We start from the raw sequence: 18726 nt of genomic DNA, 5'->3' as shown, positions 1-18726 counted from the left end.
CCAAGCCGGCGCAGCAGATCCGCCAGATGGATGTTGGCGTCGGGATCGTCCACATCCAGATCGACCGCCATCTGATAGGCTTGAGTCGCTTCTTCTAAGAGCCCTTGTTCCTTCCAAGCATGACCCAGCTGGACCCAGATGGCCTGATCCCCGCTATTCTCTTCGAGATGCTTGGTGTAGGCGCTGACCGCATTGGGCCAGTCCCCTGCGTCGCGATACTGGTTGCCCTTGCGGCGATAGTTCACTTTTTGTTTGTCGTTCAGAAACTTGGAAAGCATTCTGTGCTCCATACAAGACCTGGAAAGATCATGTCTTTGATCACCCCACCCAAGGCTGGCCCAAGTCACCCGCAAAGCTGGGGTGGCTGGTCATGCATGGGACTGTGGCAGCGATTATCGCAGTGGGATGGTTTTTGCCAGTCATAGTCGGGATAATACAGATCGCACCTGATGCGCAGGCGGTGCCGTCTTCTTGTGCGCGGATTGGTGAATTGCCGCAACGGACCGCGATTTGGGGCCGGTGCTTCAGGCCTGTTTCAACGCCACGCCCGACGGCGGGACGGTGGCAATTGTGCCTGGGTGGTATCGGATCGCAACGCCCCTTCGCATAAACCGTCCCATGACCGTGCGGACGCAGGGGGTTTGGCGCAGCCGCGCCCTCCTGCGCCACGGACGAACGCCGCTGCGCATCGCTGCATCTTGCCATCCCCCCTGATCGCAGGCGGGGGCCGTCATGCCGTTCGACATCGACAGCAATGCCGTTCATCTCGACGGGCTGGTCTTTGTAGGGACTAGGCACAGCAATCCGGCGCCGCCTGCCTCGCGCGTGGGCCGGCCGCGCAAGTGGCCGATGCGGAGGATTGTCGAGGCGATCCTGTATCTGCTGCGTGGCGGCCTGCCCTGGCGTATGCTCCCGCCATGCTTTCCCGCCTATTTCGACGGTGCGACGCTGGTTCTACCTGTGGCGGGACGATCGCCTGTGGCTGGCGATCAACCATACCCTGCTGATGGGGGCTCGTGCAGCGCAGGGTCGCGAGGCCTCGCCCAGTGCCGGTGTGATCGACAGCCAGAGCGTGAAAACCACGGAAAGCGGCGGCCCTCGGGGCTATGATGCGGGCAAGAAGATCAAGGGGCGCAAGCGCCACATCCTCACCGACACCCAGGGCAATCTCGTCCACGCCATGATCCATACCGCCGACATCCAGGATCGCGACGGAGCGCCGCTGGTCTTGGCCGAGATCGTACATCGCTTCCCGTGGTTGCGGCATGTGTTCGCCGATGGCGGCTATGCCGGCAACAAGCTCAAGGATGCCCTGCGCCGCATAAGCACGTGGACCATCGGCATCATCAAGCGATCCGACGCAGCTCAAGGCTTCGAGGTTCTCCCCCGGCGCTGGGTCGTCGAGCGCACGCTGGCTTGGCTGAACCGAAACCGGCGCCTTGCCAAAGACTTCGAGCAGACCATCGCCTCAGCCACCGCTTGGCTCTTCATCGCATCAATCCAACTCTTCATCCGCCGCGTCGCAAGATCATGAAATCTCGCCGGATAATTTCGAATCAGGCTCTATGACACGTGAAGCTGTATTGCGCCGTCAGCTCGCAATCGGCACCCTGTCTAAATAGTCAGCGAAATTTGCTGCCTCATGAGAGGCAACGAAGGGCCGAAGATTGCTGCTGGCTATGGCTGACCGTCCGAAGTGATCGAGCACCCGCTGTGCTTCGCGAGCGTTGGACTCTTCATACTCTGCAAATTCTGAAACCTGCCATTTTCTGTCATCCCCCAAGTGATAGGTCGCATGAGCTCCGGTGACCATGAGAAATCGTTGACATGTACTCACCAAATTAAAAAGAAGACTGCGCATGACGAGACCTGCGCCGCAGCAGCTATTGGTCTTGACAAATCTGGAGTAAAGACTTACAGGGAAGATGAAGCAGTCAAAACCTGGATGCGGTTTACCAGCATCGACAGAATAAAGTGCTCGGTTTCTGCGATCATGTTGATCTACTTCTATTGTGCGGCGGTTGACGGTAGCAACGTCATATCCCATCCCAATGATCTCCGCGGCAAACCGATAAAAGTTCGGTTGAACATGAATGTCGGAATTGGTCAGGATAACAAATTCCTCAGCAGCATTCTTTTCGAGAGGTGCGGACAAGCCCAAATCGATGATGTCGTAGAGTAAGGGCAAGGGGCGCCGTTTGGAGACATCTATGATATCGCAAGCGTACCGGGTCAGCGGTGGGCCGAGCGTGATATGCTCTGGTACGAGATGGGCGTCGTCCGGGTAGGTTATGGCTACACAGGCTACGTCTAGCGCTGATTTGCAAAGGATTACCGCGTCATTGACGGTATCGAACGTGACAAACTGTAGCGCTGTGTTCTCAGGCAGTTCTTTGTCATCATAGACATGAATGATGTGACGAAACCTTAAATTTTTCGCAATTGGATCAAACCTGGGAATCGAGCTCAGAGGCTGATCTGGACCTTGCCTAAAAACATTGGGAGATATCCAAGTCATTAATTCCCTCTCCGTAACGGCCTACCGTTGACAAGCGAAGATGTACGCCATCATTGAAGAAGCAATTATCGCGGGGAACGGCAAGTCCCTCACTTGCGTATAGCCTTAATCAGGCGAGGCGGATATAGGATGAAAGCATTGGTCATAGCGGGTGTTGCAGCACTAGGTGCGGCAGCGGCGGTGACGATGGCTCCATCAAGCGAAAATCCCCTAGCGCCACAACGGGCCGCGTCAACTTCGCAAGCGGGTAAGCCTGGCATGCCAAGAAAATTGTCAATAGATGCGGCCGAGCCGCTTGCCGAACCAGCCTGCAACGCGACATCCTTTGCACAATTGCCCGGCAACCCCAGCATGTTCATCGGCCGGAGGCTGGTGACGATCGAAGGCAAGCTGGCAGGCGTGTCCGGCGCAAACGACTGTAGCGGCGGCGATCCGGCGAACGAGGCGAAGGGGCGTCCATTCAACCGCTGGGGTCTGGTGCTTGACCGCTTCGACTGGAAGACACATCGCTTCATCAGCGCCACGGCGCTTCTCGACACCTCGATCGATCCCCGCACCGGCCAGACTCATGCGCTAGTAACAGGCGGTCCCATGCGCGGCCTTCGCATTCGTTCAGCCTATGATCCGACCGTCGCGTTGCATGATAACACCACCTATGTCGCCTTTGAATGCACCGTAGAGAACGGTAGCAAATTCAATGTCGATCAAACATCGTCCTGTATCAGCGTCTACGACCCCAACACCGGCAAACTAGACATGGATCGTACGCTGGTCATTCTCGGAGGTATTCAAAAGGGGGCCATCGGCGAAGTGGCAGCGGTGCCCCGACTACTGGCCTTCAAAGGACGCCTATATCTTTATTGGTCGGCGCTGAAGGTGGGAAAAGCCGTCATAAACAGCTCAGCGGTCCGCGGCGCTGAACTGACTGTGGTGAACGGGATTCCTCAAATTAAGGGAGCCGTAGGGATGGTCCGCCCGTTCGATCCATTGTCTACCGAGGTGTGGACACTTGGCCGGGACAAGATGAGCAACCAGATCGCCAATCTCATGGGCTTCTGGGTCGATGGCGACTCCATAATTGCGTTCGCCGCCCTTGGCGGGAGAGGCTGTAACGATCCTCTTGGCAAGGTTCGTGGCTGCTATCGCCTCGCTGCAAAGCGTAGTTCCGCTCCACTAGGCCAAAACACATTCGGCGGAGGTGATGATGTCGATCTTGGCCTGCCCACCAATCCTCAGGAATATGCCGCGCTGGTTGTCGATCCCCAAGGTCGTCGCTGGTTGATGGGGCATTTCATCCGCCCACCCAGCAATGGCTTTGCCGATCGCATCCCGGCGCCGCCGGCTGCTTATTGGCGGACGAATAAACGTCAATCGGCATTGGTGTTGGTGCCCATAAAGGGGTCTTAACACGAGTTACAATGAAGCATCACGGCGCGCCAATATTCGCCGCCCGTGCATTTTCTGCGCCTCCCCGCTAATGTGGCTGTTCACGTCGCTAAGCAAGCTAGGTAGGTCTGCATCGGCTGCAGGTCGTCGCAAGCCGGTTTCTGGAAAAGATAGCCGAAAAAGCCGTCGTCTCCGGTCGGCGGCGGTTCATTAAATAGGTGGTCTGCCTCGACGATCGGGCGGAATATGCAGGGTTCGATCGGTTTGAACAGATCGGGATGGCAGTAGGTGACGAACGCCCCATACCAAGCAAATTCATAAGGGCACAGATTGATCAGGCCAACGAAATTGCCATAGCCAAAATCGGCGGCCTTCGCTTCCAGAGCATGGCAGATATCGACATCGAATATGCCGTTGCAACCGATATAATGATATTTGAGCGGCTCGCGCCGAGATGTGAAATGCGCATCAATGGCGTCGAATGCCACGCTGGCGGAAACAAGTTCGCCCTGTAGCCAGCATTGTTCTCCGGTATTGCTGAAATGGCGCTCTATCTCATCTCGGTCCTGCGGGCGGGCGGTCGTGCACAGGATGCCGTCACGGAACATCGCCGTAGTGAAATCGAAAGGCCGCGTGAAGAACTGAGCCGAATCGCAGGTCAGATACTGACGGCAGAGGCCGAGCCTGGAAAAGGCCAGCTTGACGACCTGCTGGACCTGCCAGCCCGTGAACCCAGCGGGCGTTATATTGTCGCTTTTTGCCAACACCCAGTCCTCGTATAGGGTAATCGGCAATCTATCGATGAAACCAATGGCATGGGCGCTGGCAAAAAGCCTGTCGAACAGCCCTTGATCGTCCTTGGGGATAACAAGGTAGAAGGGAATGTCGGGCTTCACATGGGACAGGCATGAACCAAAAAGGACAACCGACCAGTGCGCATCGCTGGCATAGCTCTTGTTCAGCAGAGCATAGTCTTTGTCTGCGTCGCGTTCCTGGATATGAACACCCTGGAAGGCGAGCCGCGTGTCCGCCGCGACGGCCAGTCGGATTTCGAGATCATTAACATCCTCCGGCAGATGGAGCGAAAAAATGCTGATGATGCCGGGTCCGGCCTGGGTTGTGATGTCGCTCTTCGCCAATTGGCGTGCGCCGCTATCGCAGGCCACATCGACAAAGGCGAGCATGCCGCCATCGTCCACCTCGCCTAATATGGCGATGGTGTAGGTGCCGGCCTTTAACGGACGATAGGGGCCGCAAACCAGGAAACCGGGCCGGTCGATCGTTCGAATCCGCTGATCCTGGCGCTCTCCGTTCAATATGTAGCCGACATAGTCATCGATCGTCAGCACCATGCTGTGAAGAGGGCGCCTCGGAGACTTCGGATTTGGCATGATCATATTTTGAGGGGGCTGTCCTCGAGAATGACGCATTGTTGTCGCCCAGGCTTTCGTTATTGCGGATAGTCTCGCGAAAACCTGTGCCATCCGTCTTTCAACCAGCCAGGGACGCAATCATGCTTGCAATGCCGAAGAAAGGCGAATGTGACAACCATTATTGAGGCGGGAAGCCATGGGGGCGAGATAGTCGGCTGAGCTGTTCCACCGCGAAAATCCTGACCCTGTGGCGCAAAAGCGGGATATCATGGGATCGTCATCGTTGGCAGACCCGGCAGAGAGCCACAACGCTTGGCTGCGTACGGTCTTTCCGGTAATTTGAACGGTGGGCGTCCAAGCTGGGGATGCTTGCGATAATGCACTATGATATGTCACCACTCAGACTAATAAAGCCCATGCGGCATATGGATGCGCGTGGGTGGTTCACAGAAGTTTATTCCGAACCGGCTTTTGCCGCTTTGGGCATCGAATGTCGGTTTATTCAGGATAACCACTCCTTGTCCGCCCCGCGTTTCACTTTACGGGGCTTGCATTTCCAGACGCCACCTCGCGGTCAGGACAAGCTGGTGCGCTGCATCCGCGGTCGTATTTTCGATGTGGCCGTGGATATCCGCAAAGGGTCGCCGACCTATGGGCAATGGGCCGGCACCGAGCTGTCCGCTGAAAACGGCTTTCAGCTTTTCATCCCGATCGGCTTTGCCCATGGATTTCTGACGCTCGAGCCGGATTGTGAAGTGAGCTATAAATGTTCCGATACTTATGCACCGGATTATGATGGGGGCGTTCGCTGGGATGATCCGGCGATCAGTATCGCGTGGCCAATACCTGACGGCATAGTGCCGGAATTGTCCTCCAGAGATGTGATGCATCCTCTACTGGCCGATCTTGACAGCCCCTTCGCTTATGACGGCCATCCACTCCTGTCGCTTGATTGAGGAATGTAGACCCATGCGCGTGATCGTCACCGGCGGCGCCGGCTTCATCGGCTCGGCCCTCGTCCGCTATCTGGTGCTGCGAAAGGACTATGATGTCCTCACCATCGACGCGCTCACCTATGCCGGCTGCGAGGCGTCTCTCCAGGAAGTCGAAGGGCGCAACAACCATCGCTTCCTGCACGGCAATATCTACGACCGCGCCGCGATGGACCAAGCCATCGCCGAGTTCCGGCCCGACCGCATCATGCATCTCGCCGCCGAAAGCCATGTCGATCGCTCGATCACCGGCGCGGCCGACTTCATCCAGACCAATGTGGTGGGCAGCTTCACCCTGCTGGAGGCCGCCCGCGGCTACTGGAATGGCCTGGACCCACAAGCTAAGGCCGCCTTCCGCTTCCTCCATGTCTCGACCGACGAAGTCTATGGCTCGCTGGGTGACGAAGGCCTGTTCGACGAAACCAGGCCCTACGATCCTTCCTCGCCCTATTCGGCGTCCAAGGCCGCGTCCGACCATCTGGCGAAAGCTTGGCAGCGCACCTATGGCCTGCCGGTGGTAGTGTCGAACTGCTCGAACAATTACGGTCCCTATCACTTCCCCGAAAAGCTCATTCCGCTGACCATTCTTAACGCGCTCGAAGGGCGCAAGCTGCCGGTCTATGGCAAGGGTGAGAATATTCGCGACTGGCTCTATGTTGACGATCATGCCCGTGCGCTCGACCTCATCATCGAAAAGGGCGAACCGGGCAAAACCTACAATGTGGGCGGCCGCAACGAGCGCAAAAATATCGACGTGGTCAAGCGCATCTGCGCCGTGCTCGACGAACTGCGCCCTGCGGACAAGCCGCGTGCCGATCTGATTACATATGTCACCGACCGCCCTGGTCACGATGTGCGCTATGCGATCGACGCCACCAAGCTGGAAAATGAGCTGGGCTGGCGGGCGCAGGAGAATTTCGACACGGGCATCGAAAAGACGGTGCGCTGGTATCTCGACAATGAATGGTGGTGGCGTCCGCTGCGCGACCAGTATGACGGCCAGCGCTTGGGCCTCGAGAAAGCCAAGGCATGAGAATCGCTGTCACCGGGACGGCGGGGCAGGTCGTCACCAGCCTCCTTGAACGGGGTAAGGCCGCCGGGCATGAGGTGATCGCGATCGGCCGCCCTGACCTCGATCTGGCCGATCCCGCCTCAGTCATCCGCGCGCTGGAGGCGACGAAGCCCGACGTGATCGTCTCGGCCGCCGCCTATACTGCGGTAGACAAGGCGGAGACGGAACGCGATTTCGCTTTTGCCGTCAACGGTGCCGGCGCCGGCGCGGTCGCACAGACGGCCAAGAAGCTCGGCGTCCCCGTCATCCACATCTCGACCGACTACGTGTTCGACGGGACGCTGGACCGTCCCTATGTCGAAACGGATCCCACCGGCCCCACCGGCGTCTATGGCGCCTCGAAACTGGCGGGTGAGCGGGCGGTGCTGGCCGCGAGCGACAACAGCGCGGTGCTGCGCGTCGCTTGGGTCTACAGCCCGTTCGGCGGCAATTTTGTCAAGACGATGTTACGCTTGGCGGCCGACCGCGACGAGCTGGACGTGGTCGGCGATCAGGTCGGCAATCCCACCAGCGCGCTGGCGATCGCGGATGCTATCCTACAGGTCGCTACCAACATGGTATCCGACAGTAGCCTAGAGCGGCGCGGCGTCTTCCACATGACCGCGTCGGGCGAGGCGAGCTGGGCCGATTTTGCGCAAGCGATCTTCGCCGCATCGGCGGCGCGCGGCGGTCCGTCGGCATCGGTGCGGCATATCGGCACCGCCGATTATTCCACACCCGCCACTCGGCCCGCCAATTCTCGCCTCGACTGCACGCGGATCGCCCAGGCCCATGGCGTGACGCTGCCCGACTGGCGCACGTCGCTCGATGAAGTGATGGACCGGCTGCAGCCGGCGGCCAACGGTTATTGGGAACTTTGAAGCTATGAAGGGTATCATTCTTGCCGGGGGCAGCGGCACGCGTCTCTATCCCATGACGCTGTCGACCTCCAAGCAGCTCATGCCGGTCTATGACAAGCCGATGATCTATTATCCGCTGACCACGCTGATGCTGGCGGGCATCCGCGAGGTGCTCATCATTTCGACCCCGCGCGACCTGCCGGCCTTCCAGTCGCTGCTGGGCGATGGCTCGGCCTGGGGCATGACCTTGGACTATGCGGTGCAGCCCAGCCCCGACGGCTTGGCGCAGGCCTATATCATTGGTGCCGATTTCGTCGCGGGCCAGCAGTCGGCCCTCATCCTTGGCGACAATATCTATCACGGCCACGGCCTGCCCGAGATCCTCGCCAGCGCGTCGTCGCGCAAGGAAGGGGCGAGCGTCTTCGCCTATCATGTCAACGATCCCGAACGCTATGGCGTGGTCAGCTTCGACGAAGCGATGAAGGCTGAAACCATCGAGGAAAAGCCCGAGCAGCCAAAGTCCAACTGGGCGGTCACAGGCCTCTATTTCTACGATGAAAAGGTCGTCGATATCGCTGCCAACATGAAGCCCTCGGCCCGTGGGGAGCTGGAGATCACCGACGTCAACCGCGTCTATCTGGAACGCGGCGACTTGCATGTTGAAATCATGGGTCGAGGCTATGCCTGGCTCGACACCGGTACGCCCGACAGCCTGCTTGACGCCGCCGAATTCGTCCGCGTTCTCGAAAAGCGCCAAGGCCTCAAGGTCGCCGCACCCGAAGAAATCGCCTTCCGCCAGGGCTTCATCGACGCCAACGGCCTCGAACAGGCGATCGGCAAGCTCGGCAAGTCCGACTATGGCCGCTATCTTCATGGGATTATGTTGACAGCGGTAAAGTGACTCGAAAGAGAATCCGTGCCTGAAATATCGGGATACTCTGTCGATGCAAAAGCTTGTTCCCCATTATGTCGAAAAGCCATGGGGCCGAACCGACCTTCCGCCGATCTTCGCGGCCGCTGGCGCAGGCCGCCAGATCGGCGAAGTCTGGTTTGAAAGCGGCGACGGTCGCGACCTGCCCTTGCTGGTCAAATATATCTTCACCAGCGAACGGCTTTCGATCCAGGTGCATCCCGACGATGCGCAAGCCTGTAACAAGGGGCTGGCGCGCGGCAAGGAGGAAATTTGGTATATCCTCGATTGCAAACCTGGCGCGACGCTGGGCATCGGCCTCACTGCGACCATGACCCCGGATCAGTTCCGCGCCGCCGCGCAGGATGGATCGCTCGAACAGTGGATTGACTGGAAGCCGGTCAAGCCGGGCGACTGCTACTTCATCCCGGCGGGCACTGTCCATGCGATCGGAGCTGGCATCACGCTCGCTGAGATTCAGCAGAATGCCGACGTCACCTACCGCCTTTATGATTATGGCCGCCCACGCGAACTGCATCTCGACGATGGCGTCGCGGTCAGCCGCCTCACGCCCTATGAGCGCGCCCTGATCCAGGCGCGGCCTGGCGCTGAAACCCGCCTCATTGGCGAGGACGAAGCCCCCTTCTCGCTCGACCTCGTCCACTGGAGCGAAGACCAGAGCCTCAGGGTGCCAGAAGGCAAGCAGATGTGGTTTACACCCCTCAGTGGTGTGGGCCAGGCGAATGGGCTGGTTTGGGGAAGGGGGGATTGCCTGCTGCTGGAGGGGAATTGCGATTTCACGATCGCGCAGGGACCGGTTTCTGCCCTGCTCGCCATTCCGCGCTAGCGACGTGCACGGCAAGTCCCTAAAGGGGAATAGAATAGTGTGCGATCATCCCAAATCGCATGCGTGCGAACTTGATATTTGTAATGGCTTGCAAAGCGCAATGTTGCGAATAACTGCCTCACTCGCTGTTGCTTTCGCCGTCCGCGCCGCACCGGTCAGCCCGGAATAGGATAATCTCGCACCAGCACTAGCGCCTGCCCGTTGAGCACCGCCGCCCGTTCCGCGCTGTCGCTTTCGGTGTAGCAGCGCAGTTCCGGCGCATTGCCGCTAGGCCGTAAGTGTATGATGTCGCCGCCGTCAAAATGGATGCGCAGCCCGTCGGTTCGGTCGATCCTGTCCGCCTCGCCCGCGATGTCCCCGAACATCGCTGTCAGCCGCGCGAGGACATCGGCCTCGTTGCCCTGTTCCAGATGGGCAATCAGTGCCTGGCTCTGCGCCGTGGGATAGGCCTGCAACCGCTCGCTGAACGTATAGCGTTCGGGCAACTGCGCCAAGAGGGCGGAGAGCGCCACCCCTTGCCGTCTCGCGTCGATCAGCGTCGCGAGGATCGGCAACACCGCATCCCGGGTTGGCAGCGCGCCCAGCGTCCCACCCGCCGCCACCACCGGCGTCGCCAGCAGGAAGCCGCCATTGGCCTCATAGCCGCACACGCTCTTCTGCCCCTCGGCTGCGAGCGCATTCATCGCTTCGATGACGAAGGGCGATCCGATCCGGGTGCGGCGCACCGCGTTGAACAGACCCGATAACTCGACCGCGCTGTTGCAGCTCACCGGCGTCGCCACCGCGCCGATACCCAGCGCCCGCGCGCACAATATGCCCAGCACGTCGCCGCGCATCCAGGCGCCGCTTTCATCGGCCAGCAGCGGGCGGTCGGAATCTCCATCGGTCGATAGGATCGCGTCGAGCTTCAGGTCCACCGCCCATCGCCGCGCGAGTTGCTGGTCCTCGGGCCGGACGGCTTCGGTGTCGACGGGGATGAATTTGTTCGAACGGCCCAGCGACACCGCTTCCCCGCCCAGCGCTTCGACCAGAGCGATCAATATGTCGCGCCCCACTGCCGAATGTTCGTAGACGCCTAGCCTCATGCCTGAAAGTGCCTGGCTTCCGAACGCATCGACATAGCGCGCAATATAGGGCGTCGCGGCATCAACTAGCGGCGCGTTAGGCGCGGTGGGCGCCAGCATCCCCTCGCCATCGAACAGGTCGGGCAGATCGACGATTTGCGCACGGATGCCCTGTTCGTCGGCCTTCAGTACCTCGCCATCGGTGCGGTTGAACTTGATGCCGTTTCGGTCGTCGGGGATATGGCTGCCCGTCACCATCAGCGACGGAATGCCCCGACCGAAGCCATAGGCGGCTGCCGCAGGCGACGGCACGAAGCCGCAATTATCCACCGCGCCGCCCATATGTTCGATCGCCGTGGCGCAAGCCGCCATGATCCGGGGACTCGACGGCCGCAGGTCGCCGGCGATGGCGACATGGGTTCCCGGGCCGAACTGGCCGATGACGGCAAGATGCTGTAGAAAGGCCTGCGTGTAGGCAAAGCATACCCGATCCGTCATCGCCGTAACAAGGCCGCGCGCGCCACTGGTGCCGAACGCGACGCCGGACTGCGCCATGAGGTCGGCGATGGAAACTGTCTGGGTCATGGCAATCCGCTGCAATGGGAGAAAGACGGTTGGGTCAGCTGGCGGCTTTGGCGGCGTCGAGGGCCTTGAGAGCCTCCGTCACCTTGCGGACCTTCTGAGATTCGCCTCTTTTCAGGATCATGATGTCGCCCTGTGCTACGACGACGATCAGATCATCGACATCGACCAGCGTGACGCGTGGCCCATCGCTATGGACCAAGCAGTTGCGCGCGCCGAGCAGCAGCGCGTCGCCGCGCACGGCATTTTCATCGGTGCAGCGGGTACTGACGGCGTGCAGGGAATCCCAGCTCCCGACATCCGACCAGCCCATACTGACCGGCACGCAGGCCACCTGTGTTTCCCTTTCCATGATCGCATAGTCGACCGAATCCGACGGGCAGGCGTGGAAGGCCATAGCGTCTGGAAAGATATGCGCCCCGTCCCGCTTCGCCTGCGCCATTGCGGTCTTGACGGCCTTCAGCATGTCGGGCTGGTGCGTCTCCATCGCGGCCAGATAGGCATCGGCGCGGAACAGGAAGATGCCTGCATTCCAGGCATGATTGCCCTCGTTCAGCATTCGTTCCGCATTGGCGACGTCAGGCTTTTCGACGAAGCGCGCGACGGCATGCACACCATCGCCGCACAGATTGCCCATCTGGATATAGCCATAGCCGGTTTCCGGCCCGTCGGGTGTGATCCCGAATGTCACCAGCCAGCCCTGCGCGACCAGCGGCAGAGCGCGGGCGATTGCTTCATGAAAAGCGGGCAGGTCGGCGATGACATGATCGCTCGGCATCACCAGCAGTGCATCATCGTTCTGCGCTTCTAGGGCGGCGAGCGCGATGGCGGGCGCGGTATTGCGACCGATCGGTTCCAGGATGACCCGATAATCGGCGATGCCGCTCTTTTGCAGTTGCCCGTCGATGATGCCGGCGTGAAGCGCGTTGGACACCAGGATCGGACGACCGACCAATGCGTCCTCAAACCCTCGCGTCCGCACCGCTGTTAGCTGTAACATGGTTTCATCCGCCGTCAGAGGCAGCAGCTGTTTGGGACACTCAGGCCTGGAAACCGGCCAAAGGCGTGTGCCCGATCCACCGGACAGGATGACGGGGACGATATTCACGGAATCGCTGGACATATCTCGCCTGAAATTTGAGAGCCAATTTTCTGTATGCGGTGCGCCCCCGCAATAGTCTCGAACGTCATGGGCAAAAACAGAAAGCTTGCCAAGTCTTTAAAAAAGACATGTCGCAGAACGGTTACAAGGTGAGATGGACCTGCTTTTCGGGCGTTAAAGCTTCATCGCACAGCCCTTCGCTCTCATCCATAAAGCCGCTCGTCCCACCAGACCGGTTCGGGCAACTCATGGATGATGCCGGCAGCGTCGGGATGCAACGGGTTGATCAGAATGTTACGCTCCACCCGCGCCACCATCGACGGCACGATCAGAATGGCGCTGCGCTGTTCCGCATACCAGGCCTGCCCGAACGCCTTGCACAGCCCTTCATCCTTTCCGTCCCAGCCCGGATGGGCGGCGGTCTGAAAGATTTCATAGCGTATACCATTGGGGATGGTGATGCGGATATGATGCTGGTTGGGCGGCAGCACGCTGCCCGCATGGACCAGCTTTTCCAGCATCGCCGTCGAATAATGTTCGGACGTGTAGATGATGGGGCTGAGCGACGTGTTCCACCGGCCCGGATACAGCCGCGCTCCTTCACTGTCGTAGATGGGGTGGACGCCATCGGGATCGCCGATGCGGTAGGCGGTTAGGATCCTATCCGTCCGACTGCCGGTCACACGCCCCCGCCATAAGCGGCGCGGCCAAGCAGATTGATGACGAGGTCTGCGCCCGGACTGGTCGCCAGCGCCACGTCGAGCGGGGCTTTCCCGTCCAGCATCGGATGCGGGCGGCCGAGAAACTCGCGTGCGCGCTCCGGCTCGCGATAGATGTCGAGCGCGAAGCTGAACACCTTAGCTAGGCGGGCGAGCCGGTCCCCCTCCTCGCTCGTCAGCCGCTGGGTGGCGGACTTGCGCCGACGTTCCAGCGTCGCCTTGGGAATGAGGCGAAATTTGAAGCGCGCGTCGCCCGGTGCTACGCTGTCGGCCAAGCGATCAAGCGCCGCGACGGGCAGCCCCTTCTCGATCGAGGATGGCAGCATCAGGCGTGAAGAATGGACCCCGGGCTTGACGCCGAGCAGCGTTTCGATGCTGTTAGGCTGCATCGCCATTTGCACTCCTGTTTCAAATGAGGAAAATATAAGCATCATATGATGCTAAAGCAAGTGGAGCAAGCAAGATTGGATCACGGCGCTGCTCAGCGTCAGCCGGCAGAGCAGCCCTTTCGGCTTTTTAGTCCGGCTTGCGCCTCGGTCCCTTCCGCTTCCGCGTCGAACGCGTGTTTGCCGCGCCGCTTCCAAAGCGCGAGTATATTGCCGTCCTCGCGCGCCTTAGAGGCCGTTTCGAAAGGGGTTGAGCAGCTGAGGCACATGTGATTCCGGGAGTTTGCAGACATCTCGGAGGCAGGTATGTGGACCCCAGCCACCCGCGCGCAGCATACGCGGGTCTCGAAGCGATACCAGACGGATTTGATCGACGCGGAGTGGCAGTTGATCGCAGTTTTTCTGCCGATGCCCGGTTCGACCGGACGACGGCGCGGATGGCCGATGCGTGAGATCGTGAACGCCATTTTCTATGTTCTGCGCGGCGGGATCGCATGGCGCTTGCTGCCGAAAGACTTTCCGCCATGGCAGACGGTCTATCGCTGGTTTGCCCGTTTGCGGGACGAGGCCGTGTTCGAGCGGATAAACCACGCGCTGGTGATGGCGGATCGTCAACGCGTGGGGCGCGAAGCCAGCCCGAGCGCGGCCATCATCGACAGCCAGAGCGTCAAAACTACGGAAAGCGGCGGCCCACGGGGCTACGACGCCGGCAAGAAGATCAAGGGCCGCAAGCGCCATGCCTTGGTCGATACCGATGGCAGGGCGCTGCTGGTCGAACCCCACACCGCCGATGTGCAGGATCGTGATGGCGGCGGCGCAGTGCTGCAAATCTCCCGCAGCCTGTTCCCGTTCATCGAGAAGGTCTGGGCCGATGGTGGCTACAACCATGAGCGCGTCACCCAGGCCACCAATATCAAGGTCGAGATCGTCAACAAGATCACCGGTCAGACCGGCTTTGTCGTCCTGCCACGACGCTGGGTCGTCGAACGCTTCTTCGCATGGATCAACCGAAATCGCCGCCTGGCCAAGGATGTCGAGGCTACGCTGAAATCCGCAGCGGCCTTCCTCTACGCCGCCGCCGCACTGCTCATGATCCGCAGACTGGCACGGTCAGCATGAGTTTCGAAACCGACTCTTAGCCGCCAAATCGAGCATTGCGCCGTACAGGGTAGCGCGATCATCGTCGGTGAGATCGACGAGGCCGGTTTTCTGGATGAGACCGCCCAGCTCGATCAGGTGGCGGGTGCGTTCGCGGCGAGCCAAGACCCATCCTCTCGTATCTCTGCGGCGCTGTCCGGCCTCAGCCCTGTGAACCGCCTGTGTCAGCTTCGCCTGCGCCACCATCGTTGCTCGCAGCGCTACGGCCGCCCTTGCGCCCACGCCGTTGAAAGAAGGCACCGCCCTTCGCGCGCCATGCCTCCTTTCCTTCCGCGTTCGCTTCGACGGCGGCGACGAGCGCGCCTGCCAGTGTCTCAATGTCGAGGGCATCGGCGCCGGTCGCCGTGACCAGCTCACCGAGTTGCTGGACCTTCTTCGCCTTGATCGACTTGGCCTTGTCGTTCAGCGCTCGCAGCTCGGCGTCATAGTCGCGCGTCTTTCGCATCATCCTCTCCCTCGCGCCCGCCCAAACAGATGCCCCAGCGTAACACGATCGCGCTTGCAAGACAGCGGTTCCATTCAGAAATGCGGCGAAGTCAATCACGCGAACGACAGAAAGTGTGAGTGCGCGCTTATACGTCGTTGCCGACATGCACTCAGAAAGGCATTATAGCGGCCGTCATGGCGATCTACCATTTCTCGGCCAAGGTCATCAGCCGCGTTAACGGATCGAGCGCGGTTGCGTCGGCCGCCTATCGTTCGGCATCCGAGCTGTACGATGACCGGCTCGGACGTACCCAAGATTTCTCGAATAAGGCCGGAGTCGTTCATTCCGAAATCATGCTGCCTGCGGGCGCACCGGAGCGTTTAAACGATCGCACGACCCTGTGGAACGAGGTCGAGGCCGACGAAAAGCGTAAGGACGCCCAGTTGGCGCGCGAAGTCGAGTTCTCGATTCCGCGCGAGATGAACCAGCAACAGGGAGTTAGTCTCGCCCGCGATTTCGTCGAAAAGCAGTTTGTCGAACGCGGGATGGTCGCGGACCTCAATGTGCATTGGGACATGGGCAAGGACGGGCAACCGAAACCCCATGCCCATGTCATGCTGTCGATGCGCGAGATCGGCCTGGAGGGCTTCGGCCAGAAGGTGCGCGAGTGGAACAGCACGGCGCTGTTGCAGGAGTGGCGCGAGGCATGGGCCGATCATGTCAACGAGCGCCTGGCCGAGCTGGATATAGACGCCCGCATAGATCATCGCACGTTGGAGGCGCAGGGCATCGACCTTGAGCCGCAGCACAAGATCGGGCCGATGGGGGTGCGGCGCGAGCTAGAAGGCGAGGATCATCGCCGCGCCGACGATCATCTTCGCATCGCGCGCGAGAATGGCGAGAAGATCATCGCCAATCCGCAAATCGCGCTCGACGCGATCACCCGGCAGCAGGCCACGTTCACGCGGCGCGACCTGGCGCAGTTCGCGTTCCGGCACAGCGACGGCAAGGACCAGTTTACCCGAGTGATGAGCGCGGTGCGGACCTCGCCCGAGCTGGTGGCGCTGGGGAAGGACGGGAAGGGCGAGGACCGCTTTACCTCGCGCGACATGATCGACACGGAGCAGCGGTTGGAGCGCGCCGGCGATCGGCTTGCCGATCGGGCCGGGCGTGGTCTCTCGGCGGCGTCTCAAATGGGGGGGCGAGACACCGCCGAGAGTGGAAGCCTTGCGCTGGGAAGCCAGCAGAAGGACGCGCTGGCGCATATCACCGGCCAGAACGACCTGGCAATCGTGGTCGGCTATGCCGGCACCGGCAAATCGACCATGTTGGGCGTTGCGCGCGACGATTGGGAGCGGGCGGGCTATCAGGTGCGCGGCGCGGCCCTGTCGGGGATCGCGGCTGAGGGGCTTGAGGGCGGTTCCGGCATCGCCTCGCGCACGATCGCCAGCATGGAATATCAGTGGGGGCAGGGCCGTGAGCTGCTGACCAATCGCGACGTGCTGGTGATCGACGAGGCCGGCATGATCGGCACGCGCCAGATGGAGCGCGTGCTGTCGGAGGCCGAGAGGGCAGGGGCCAAGGTGGTCCTCGTCGGCGATGCCGAGCAGTTGCAGGCGATCGAGGCCGGCGCTGCGTTCCGCGCGCTTGCCGAGCGCCACGGCGCGGCCGAGATCAACGAGGTTCGCCGGCAGCATGAGGACTGGCAGAAGGACGCCACGCGCGCGCTGGCGACGGGCCGGACCGGCGAGGCGATCCATGCCTATGCCGAGCATGGCATGGTCCACGCGGCCGAGACGCGCGAACAGGCGCGGGCAGAGCTGGTGGAGGGCTGGGATCGCGCTCGCGTCGCTGACCCCAACAAGACGCGGATCATCCTCACCCATACCAATGCCGAGGTGCGCGACCTGAACCTGGCCGCGCGCGATCGGCTGCGCGGCACGGCCGAGCTGGGGCCGGACGTGCGCGTGTCGGCCGAGCGGGGCGCGCGCGAGTTCGCGACCGGCGACCGCATCATGTTCCTGAAAAACGAGCGCGGGTTAGGGGTGAAGAACGGCACGCTGGGGAAGGTCGAGCGCGTGTCGCCCGACAGCATGACCGTCCGCCTCGACGATGGCCGCAGCGTCGCGTTCGACCTGAAAGATTATGCCCATGTCGATCATGGCTATGCCGCAACCATCCATAAATCGCAGGGCGTGACGGTCGATCAGGGGCATGTGCTGGCGACGCCGGGGATGGACCGCCATTCGGCCTATGTGGCGCTGTCGCGGCACCGCGACGGGGTGCAGCTCCATTACGGCCGCGACGACTTCGCCGATCAGCGCCAGCTCTCCCGCACGATGTCGCGCGAGCGGGCGAAGGATATGGCGTCCGACTATCCGATGTATCGGGATCGTGACGACCATGATTTTGAGAGGCGCGCGCAGTCGTTCGCCGATCGGCGCGGGCTATCGGGCGAGATTTGCTTGGCGGATGCGCCCGAGCGCAAGGGCGTGGAGATCCTCGCGCCCCGCGCGGGAACCATGCGTCCTGCAGGCGACCATGATCGCGCGCCTGGTGATGCTGGCGACCGCATCGGCGCCGCGGCGAAGGCCGGGGCCGAGCGTCAGCCGCGGCGTGGTATGTTCGAGGGCTTGAAGCTGTCGGCCGAGCCGGCGAAGGCGACCGAATCCGCGCAGGGCGCGAAGGAAAAGGCGGCTCCCAAGCGGGGCATGTTCGATGGGCTTAAACTGTCGTCGCGTACGCCGACACCGGAGAAGGAAGCCCCCGCTCGCGCCGATCAGGGCCATACCCATGATTTCCGGCGCGCAGTCGAGCGCGCCTCGCGTTCGGCCGAGACGGTGTTGCAGGCGCGCGCGTCGGGCGGGCCTGTTCTCGAGCATCAGAAGGTCGCGCTCGAGCGCGCGACCGAGGCGCTGGACCAGATCAGGCCGGGAGCCTCGCGCGATATGGCGTCGGCGATGGAGCGCGATCCCGGCTTGTTGCGCGAGGCGGCGGCGGGGCGCAGCGGCCCGATGGTCGCGGCGATCGGCGAGGAGGCGCGCGTGCGGGCCGATCCTAACCTGCGCGCCGATCGGTTCGTGGAGCGCTGGCAGGGGCTGAAACAGGAGCGCGACCGCCTTTATCGCGCCGGCGACATGGCGGGCCGCGAGAAGGCGGGCAAGGACATGGTGGGCATGGCGAAAAGCCTTGAGCGCGATCCTCAGGTGGAATCGATCCTGCGCGGTCGCACCCGCGAGCTGGGGCTAGAGATCGGCATGAACCGGAGCCGCGACGTGAGCGGCGGCGAGCTGGGCCGCCAGTTGACGCAGGAACTTGGCATCAGCCGCGACCGGGGCATGAGCCGTTAGG

The 18726-nt window shown here is 61.4% G+C and carries 17 protein-coding genes and 1 pseudogene; 9 read left to right on the top strand and 9 right to left on the bottom strand.

Translation table 11 applies throughout. The features are described 5' to 3' along the window. Positions 1–278: tetratricopeptide repeat protein (locus tag AC07X9_RS24165; RefSeq protein WP_495198010.1), on the bottom strand; the 278-nt coding region annotated here is incomplete at its 3' end. A 454-nt stretch (positions 279–732) separates the two neighbouring features. Here AC07X9_RS24165 and AC07X9_RS24160 point away from each other — a divergent pair. Then, positions 733–1534, top strand: a protein-coding gene (locus AC07X9_RS24160) for an IS5 family transposase (RefSeq protein WP_140159657.1) whose coding sequence is annotated in 2 segments (ribosomal slippage) — positions 733–921 and positions 923–1534 — 801 coding nt in all. Because the reading frame shifts where the segments join, the coding sequence is not laid out codon by codon here. Between the two features lie 57 nt (positions 1535–1591). Here the strand turns inward: AC07X9_RS24160 and AC07X9_RS24155 are convergent. Further along, a complete protein-coding gene (locus AC07X9_RS24155; protein ID WP_140159658.1) occupies positions 1592–2518 on the bottom strand; it encodes a hypothetical protein in 927 nt (308 codons plus the stop codon). Positions 2519–2647: 129 nt separating this feature from the next. Here AC07X9_RS24155 and AC07X9_RS24150 point away from each other — a divergent pair, with 129 nt between their 5' ends. Next, on the top strand, positions 2648–3925 hold the full coding sequence (locus AC07X9_RS24150; protein WP_495198009.1) for a hypothetical protein: 1278 nt from the start codon (positions 2648–2650) through the stop codon (positions 3923–3925). Positions 3926–4005: 80 nt separating this feature from the next. Here the strand turns inward: AC07X9_RS24150 and AC07X9_RS24145 are convergent, their stop codons facing one another. After that, a complete protein-coding gene (locus tag AC07X9_RS24145; RefSeq protein WP_140159652.1) occupies positions 4006–5388 on the bottom strand; it encodes a DUF6492 family protein in 1383 nt (460 codons plus the stop codon). Between the two features lie 266 nt (positions 5389–5654). Here AC07X9_RS24145 and rfbC point away from each other — a divergent pair, with 266 nt between their 5' ends. The 5 genes from rfbC to AC07X9_RS24120 are packed head-to-tail and all read left to right on the top strand — an operon-like array spanning position 5655 to position 9937. Next, positions 5655–6233: a dTDP-4-dehydrorhamnose 3,5-epimerase gene (rfbC, locus tag AC07X9_RS24140; RefSeq protein WP_495198008.1), complete on the top strand. Its 579-nt coding sequence runs from the start codon at positions 5655–5657 to the stop codon at positions 6231–6233. Between the two features lie 13 nt (positions 6234–6246). After that, entirely contained in the window at positions 6247–7302 is a 1056-nt protein-coding gene (gene rfbB / locus AC07X9_RS24135) for a dTDP-glucose 4,6-dehydratase (RefSeq protein ID WP_086486462.1), read from the top strand. Further along, entirely contained in the window at positions 7299–8201 is a 903-nt protein-coding gene (rfbD, locus tag AC07X9_RS24130) for a dTDP-4-dehydrorhamnose reductase (protein WP_086486463.1), read from the top strand. Before rfbB ends, rfbD begins: the two co-directional genes overlap by 4 nt. Before the next feature lie 4 nt (positions 8202–8205). After that, the gene (rfbA, locus tag AC07X9_RS24125) at positions 8206–9081 is read left to right on the top strand and encodes a glucose-1-phosphate thymidylyltransferase RfbA (RefSeq protein ID WP_086486464.1); all 876 of its coding nucleotides are present in this window, start codon (positions 8206–8208) and stop codon (positions 9079–9081) included. A 37-nt stretch (positions 9082–9118) separates the two neighbouring features. After that, positions 9119–9937: a class I mannose-6-phosphate isomerase gene (locus AC07X9_RS24120; protein ID WP_086486465.1), complete on the top strand. Its 819-nt coding sequence runs from the start codon at positions 9119–9121 to the stop codon at positions 9935–9937. 155 nt (positions 9938–10092) lie between these two features. Here the strand turns inward: AC07X9_RS24120 and AC07X9_RS24115 are convergent, their stop codons facing one another. From AC07X9_RS24115 to AC07X9_RS24100, 4 genes are all read right to left on the bottom strand, one after another. Further along, positions 10093–11586 (bottom strand): phosphomannomutase, encoded by a 1494-nt coding sequence (locus AC07X9_RS24115; protein ID WP_086486466.1) that lies wholly within the window; start codon positions 11584–11586, stop codon positions 10093–10095. A gap of 34 nt (positions 11587–11620) precedes the next feature. Then, entirely contained in the window at positions 11621–12706 is a 1086-nt protein-coding gene (locus AC07X9_RS24110; protein ID WP_086486467.1) for a mannose-1-phosphate guanylyltransferase/mannose-6-phosphate isomerase, read from the bottom strand. Positions 12707–12888: 182 nt separating this feature from the next. Beyond that, positions 12889–13368, bottom strand: a complete 480-nt coding sequence (locus tag AC07X9_RS24105) for an RES family NAD+ phosphorylase (RefSeq protein WP_086486468.1) — start codon at positions 13366–13368, stop codon at positions 12889–12891. Then, the gene (locus tag AC07X9_RS24100; RefSeq protein ID WP_086486469.1) at positions 13365–13799 is read right to left on the bottom strand and encodes an Xre family toxin-antitoxin system antitoxin; all 435 of its coding nucleotides are present in this window, start codon (positions 13797–13799) and stop codon (positions 13365–13367) included. Before AC07X9_RS24100 ends, AC07X9_RS24105 begins: the two co-directional genes overlap by 4 nt. Before the next feature lie 297 nt (positions 13800–14096). Between AC07X9_RS24100 and AC07X9_RS24095 the strand changes: the two genes are divergently transcribed. Next, complete coding sequence (locus AC07X9_RS24095; RefSeq protein ID WP_086485423.1) at positions 14097–14909, top strand: IS5 family transposase; 813 nt, start codon at positions 14097–14099, stop codon at positions 14907–14909. A gap of 9 nt (positions 14910–14918) precedes the next feature. On the opposite strand, the pseudogene AC07X9_RS24090 reads toward AC07X9_RS24095, so the two are convergent. Both AC07X9_RS24090 and AC07X9_RS24085 read right to left on the bottom strand, forming a co-directional pair. Beyond that, positions 14919–15053: pseudogene (locus AC07X9_RS24090) on the bottom strand (conjugal transfer protein TraD); the annotation flags it as partial. Positions 15054–15090: 37 nt separating this feature from the next. Then, on the bottom strand, positions 15091–15393 hold the full coding sequence (locus AC07X9_RS24085; protein WP_086486494.1) for a conjugal transfer protein TraD: 303 nt from the start codon (positions 15391–15393) through the stop codon (positions 15091–15093). 176 nt (positions 15394–15569) lie between these two features. On the opposite strand from AC07X9_RS24085, the gene traA reads away from it, so the two are divergent. After that, complete coding sequence (traA, locus tag AC07X9_RS24080; RefSeq protein WP_086486470.1) at positions 15570–18725, top strand: Ti-type conjugative transfer relaxase TraA; 3156 nt, start codon at positions 15570–15572, stop codon at positions 18723–18725. The last annotated feature ends 1 nt before the right edge of the window (position 18726 follow it).

This window comes from Sphingobium sp. GW456-12-10-14-TSB1 (assembly GCF_059424385.1).
This window is presented reverse-complemented; position numbering and strand designations above follow the sequence as displayed.

What these genes read in the sequence shown, in the direction of transcription:
- AC07X9_RS24155 (WP_140159658.1), bottom strand. Translation starts at nt 2,518, where the DNA reads ATGACTTGGATATCTCCCAATGTTTTTAGGCAAGGTCCAGATCAGCCT.
- AC07X9_RS24150 (WP_495198009.1), top strand. Translation starts at nt 2,648, where the DNA reads ATGAAAGCATTGGTCATAGCGGGTGTTGCAGCACTAGGTGCGGCAGCG.
- AC07X9_RS24100 (WP_086486469.1), bottom strand. Translation starts at nt 13,799, where the DNA reads ATGGCGATGCAGCCTAACAGCATCGAAACGCTGCTCGGCGTCAAGCCC.
- rfbC (WP_495198008.1), top strand. Translation starts at nt 5,655, where the DNA reads ATGCACTATGATATGTCACCACTCAGACTAATAAAGCCCATGCGGCAT.
- traA (WP_086486470.1), top strand. Translation starts at nt 15,570, where the DNA reads ATGGCGATCTACCATTTCTCGGCCAAGGTCATCAGCCGCGTTAACGGA.
- AC07X9_RS24115 (WP_086486466.1), bottom strand. Translation starts at nt 11,586, where the DNA reads ATGACCCAGACAGTTTCCATCGCCGACCTCATGGCGCAGTCCGGCGTC.
- AC07X9_RS24085 (WP_086486494.1), bottom strand. Translation starts at nt 15,393, where the DNA reads ATGCGAAAGACGCGCGACTATGACGCCGAGCTGCGAGCGCTGAACGAC.
- rfbB (WP_086486462.1), top strand. Translation starts at nt 6,247, where the DNA reads ATGCGCGTGATCGTCACCGGCGGCGCCGGCTTCATCGGCTCGGCCCTC.
- rfbA (WP_086486464.1), top strand. Translation starts at nt 8,206, where the DNA reads ATGAAGGGTATCATTCTTGCCGGGGGCAGCGGCACGCGTCTCTATCCC.
- AC07X9_RS24110 (WP_086486467.1), bottom strand. Translation starts at nt 12,706, where the DNA reads ATGTCCAGCGATTCCGTGAATATCGTCCCCGTCATCCTGTCCGGTGGA.
- AC07X9_RS24095 (WP_086485423.1), top strand. Translation starts at nt 14,097, where the DNA reads ATGTGGACCCCAGCCACCCGCGCGCAGCATACGCGGGTCTCGAAGCGA.
- AC07X9_RS24145 (WP_140159652.1), bottom strand. Translation starts at nt 5,388, where the DNA reads ATGGCACAGGTTTTCGCGAGACTATCCGCAATAACGAAAGCCTGGGCG.
- rfbD (WP_086486463.1), top strand. Translation starts at nt 7,299, where the DNA reads ATGAGAATCGCTGTCACCGGGACGGCGGGGCAGGTCGTCACCAGCCTC.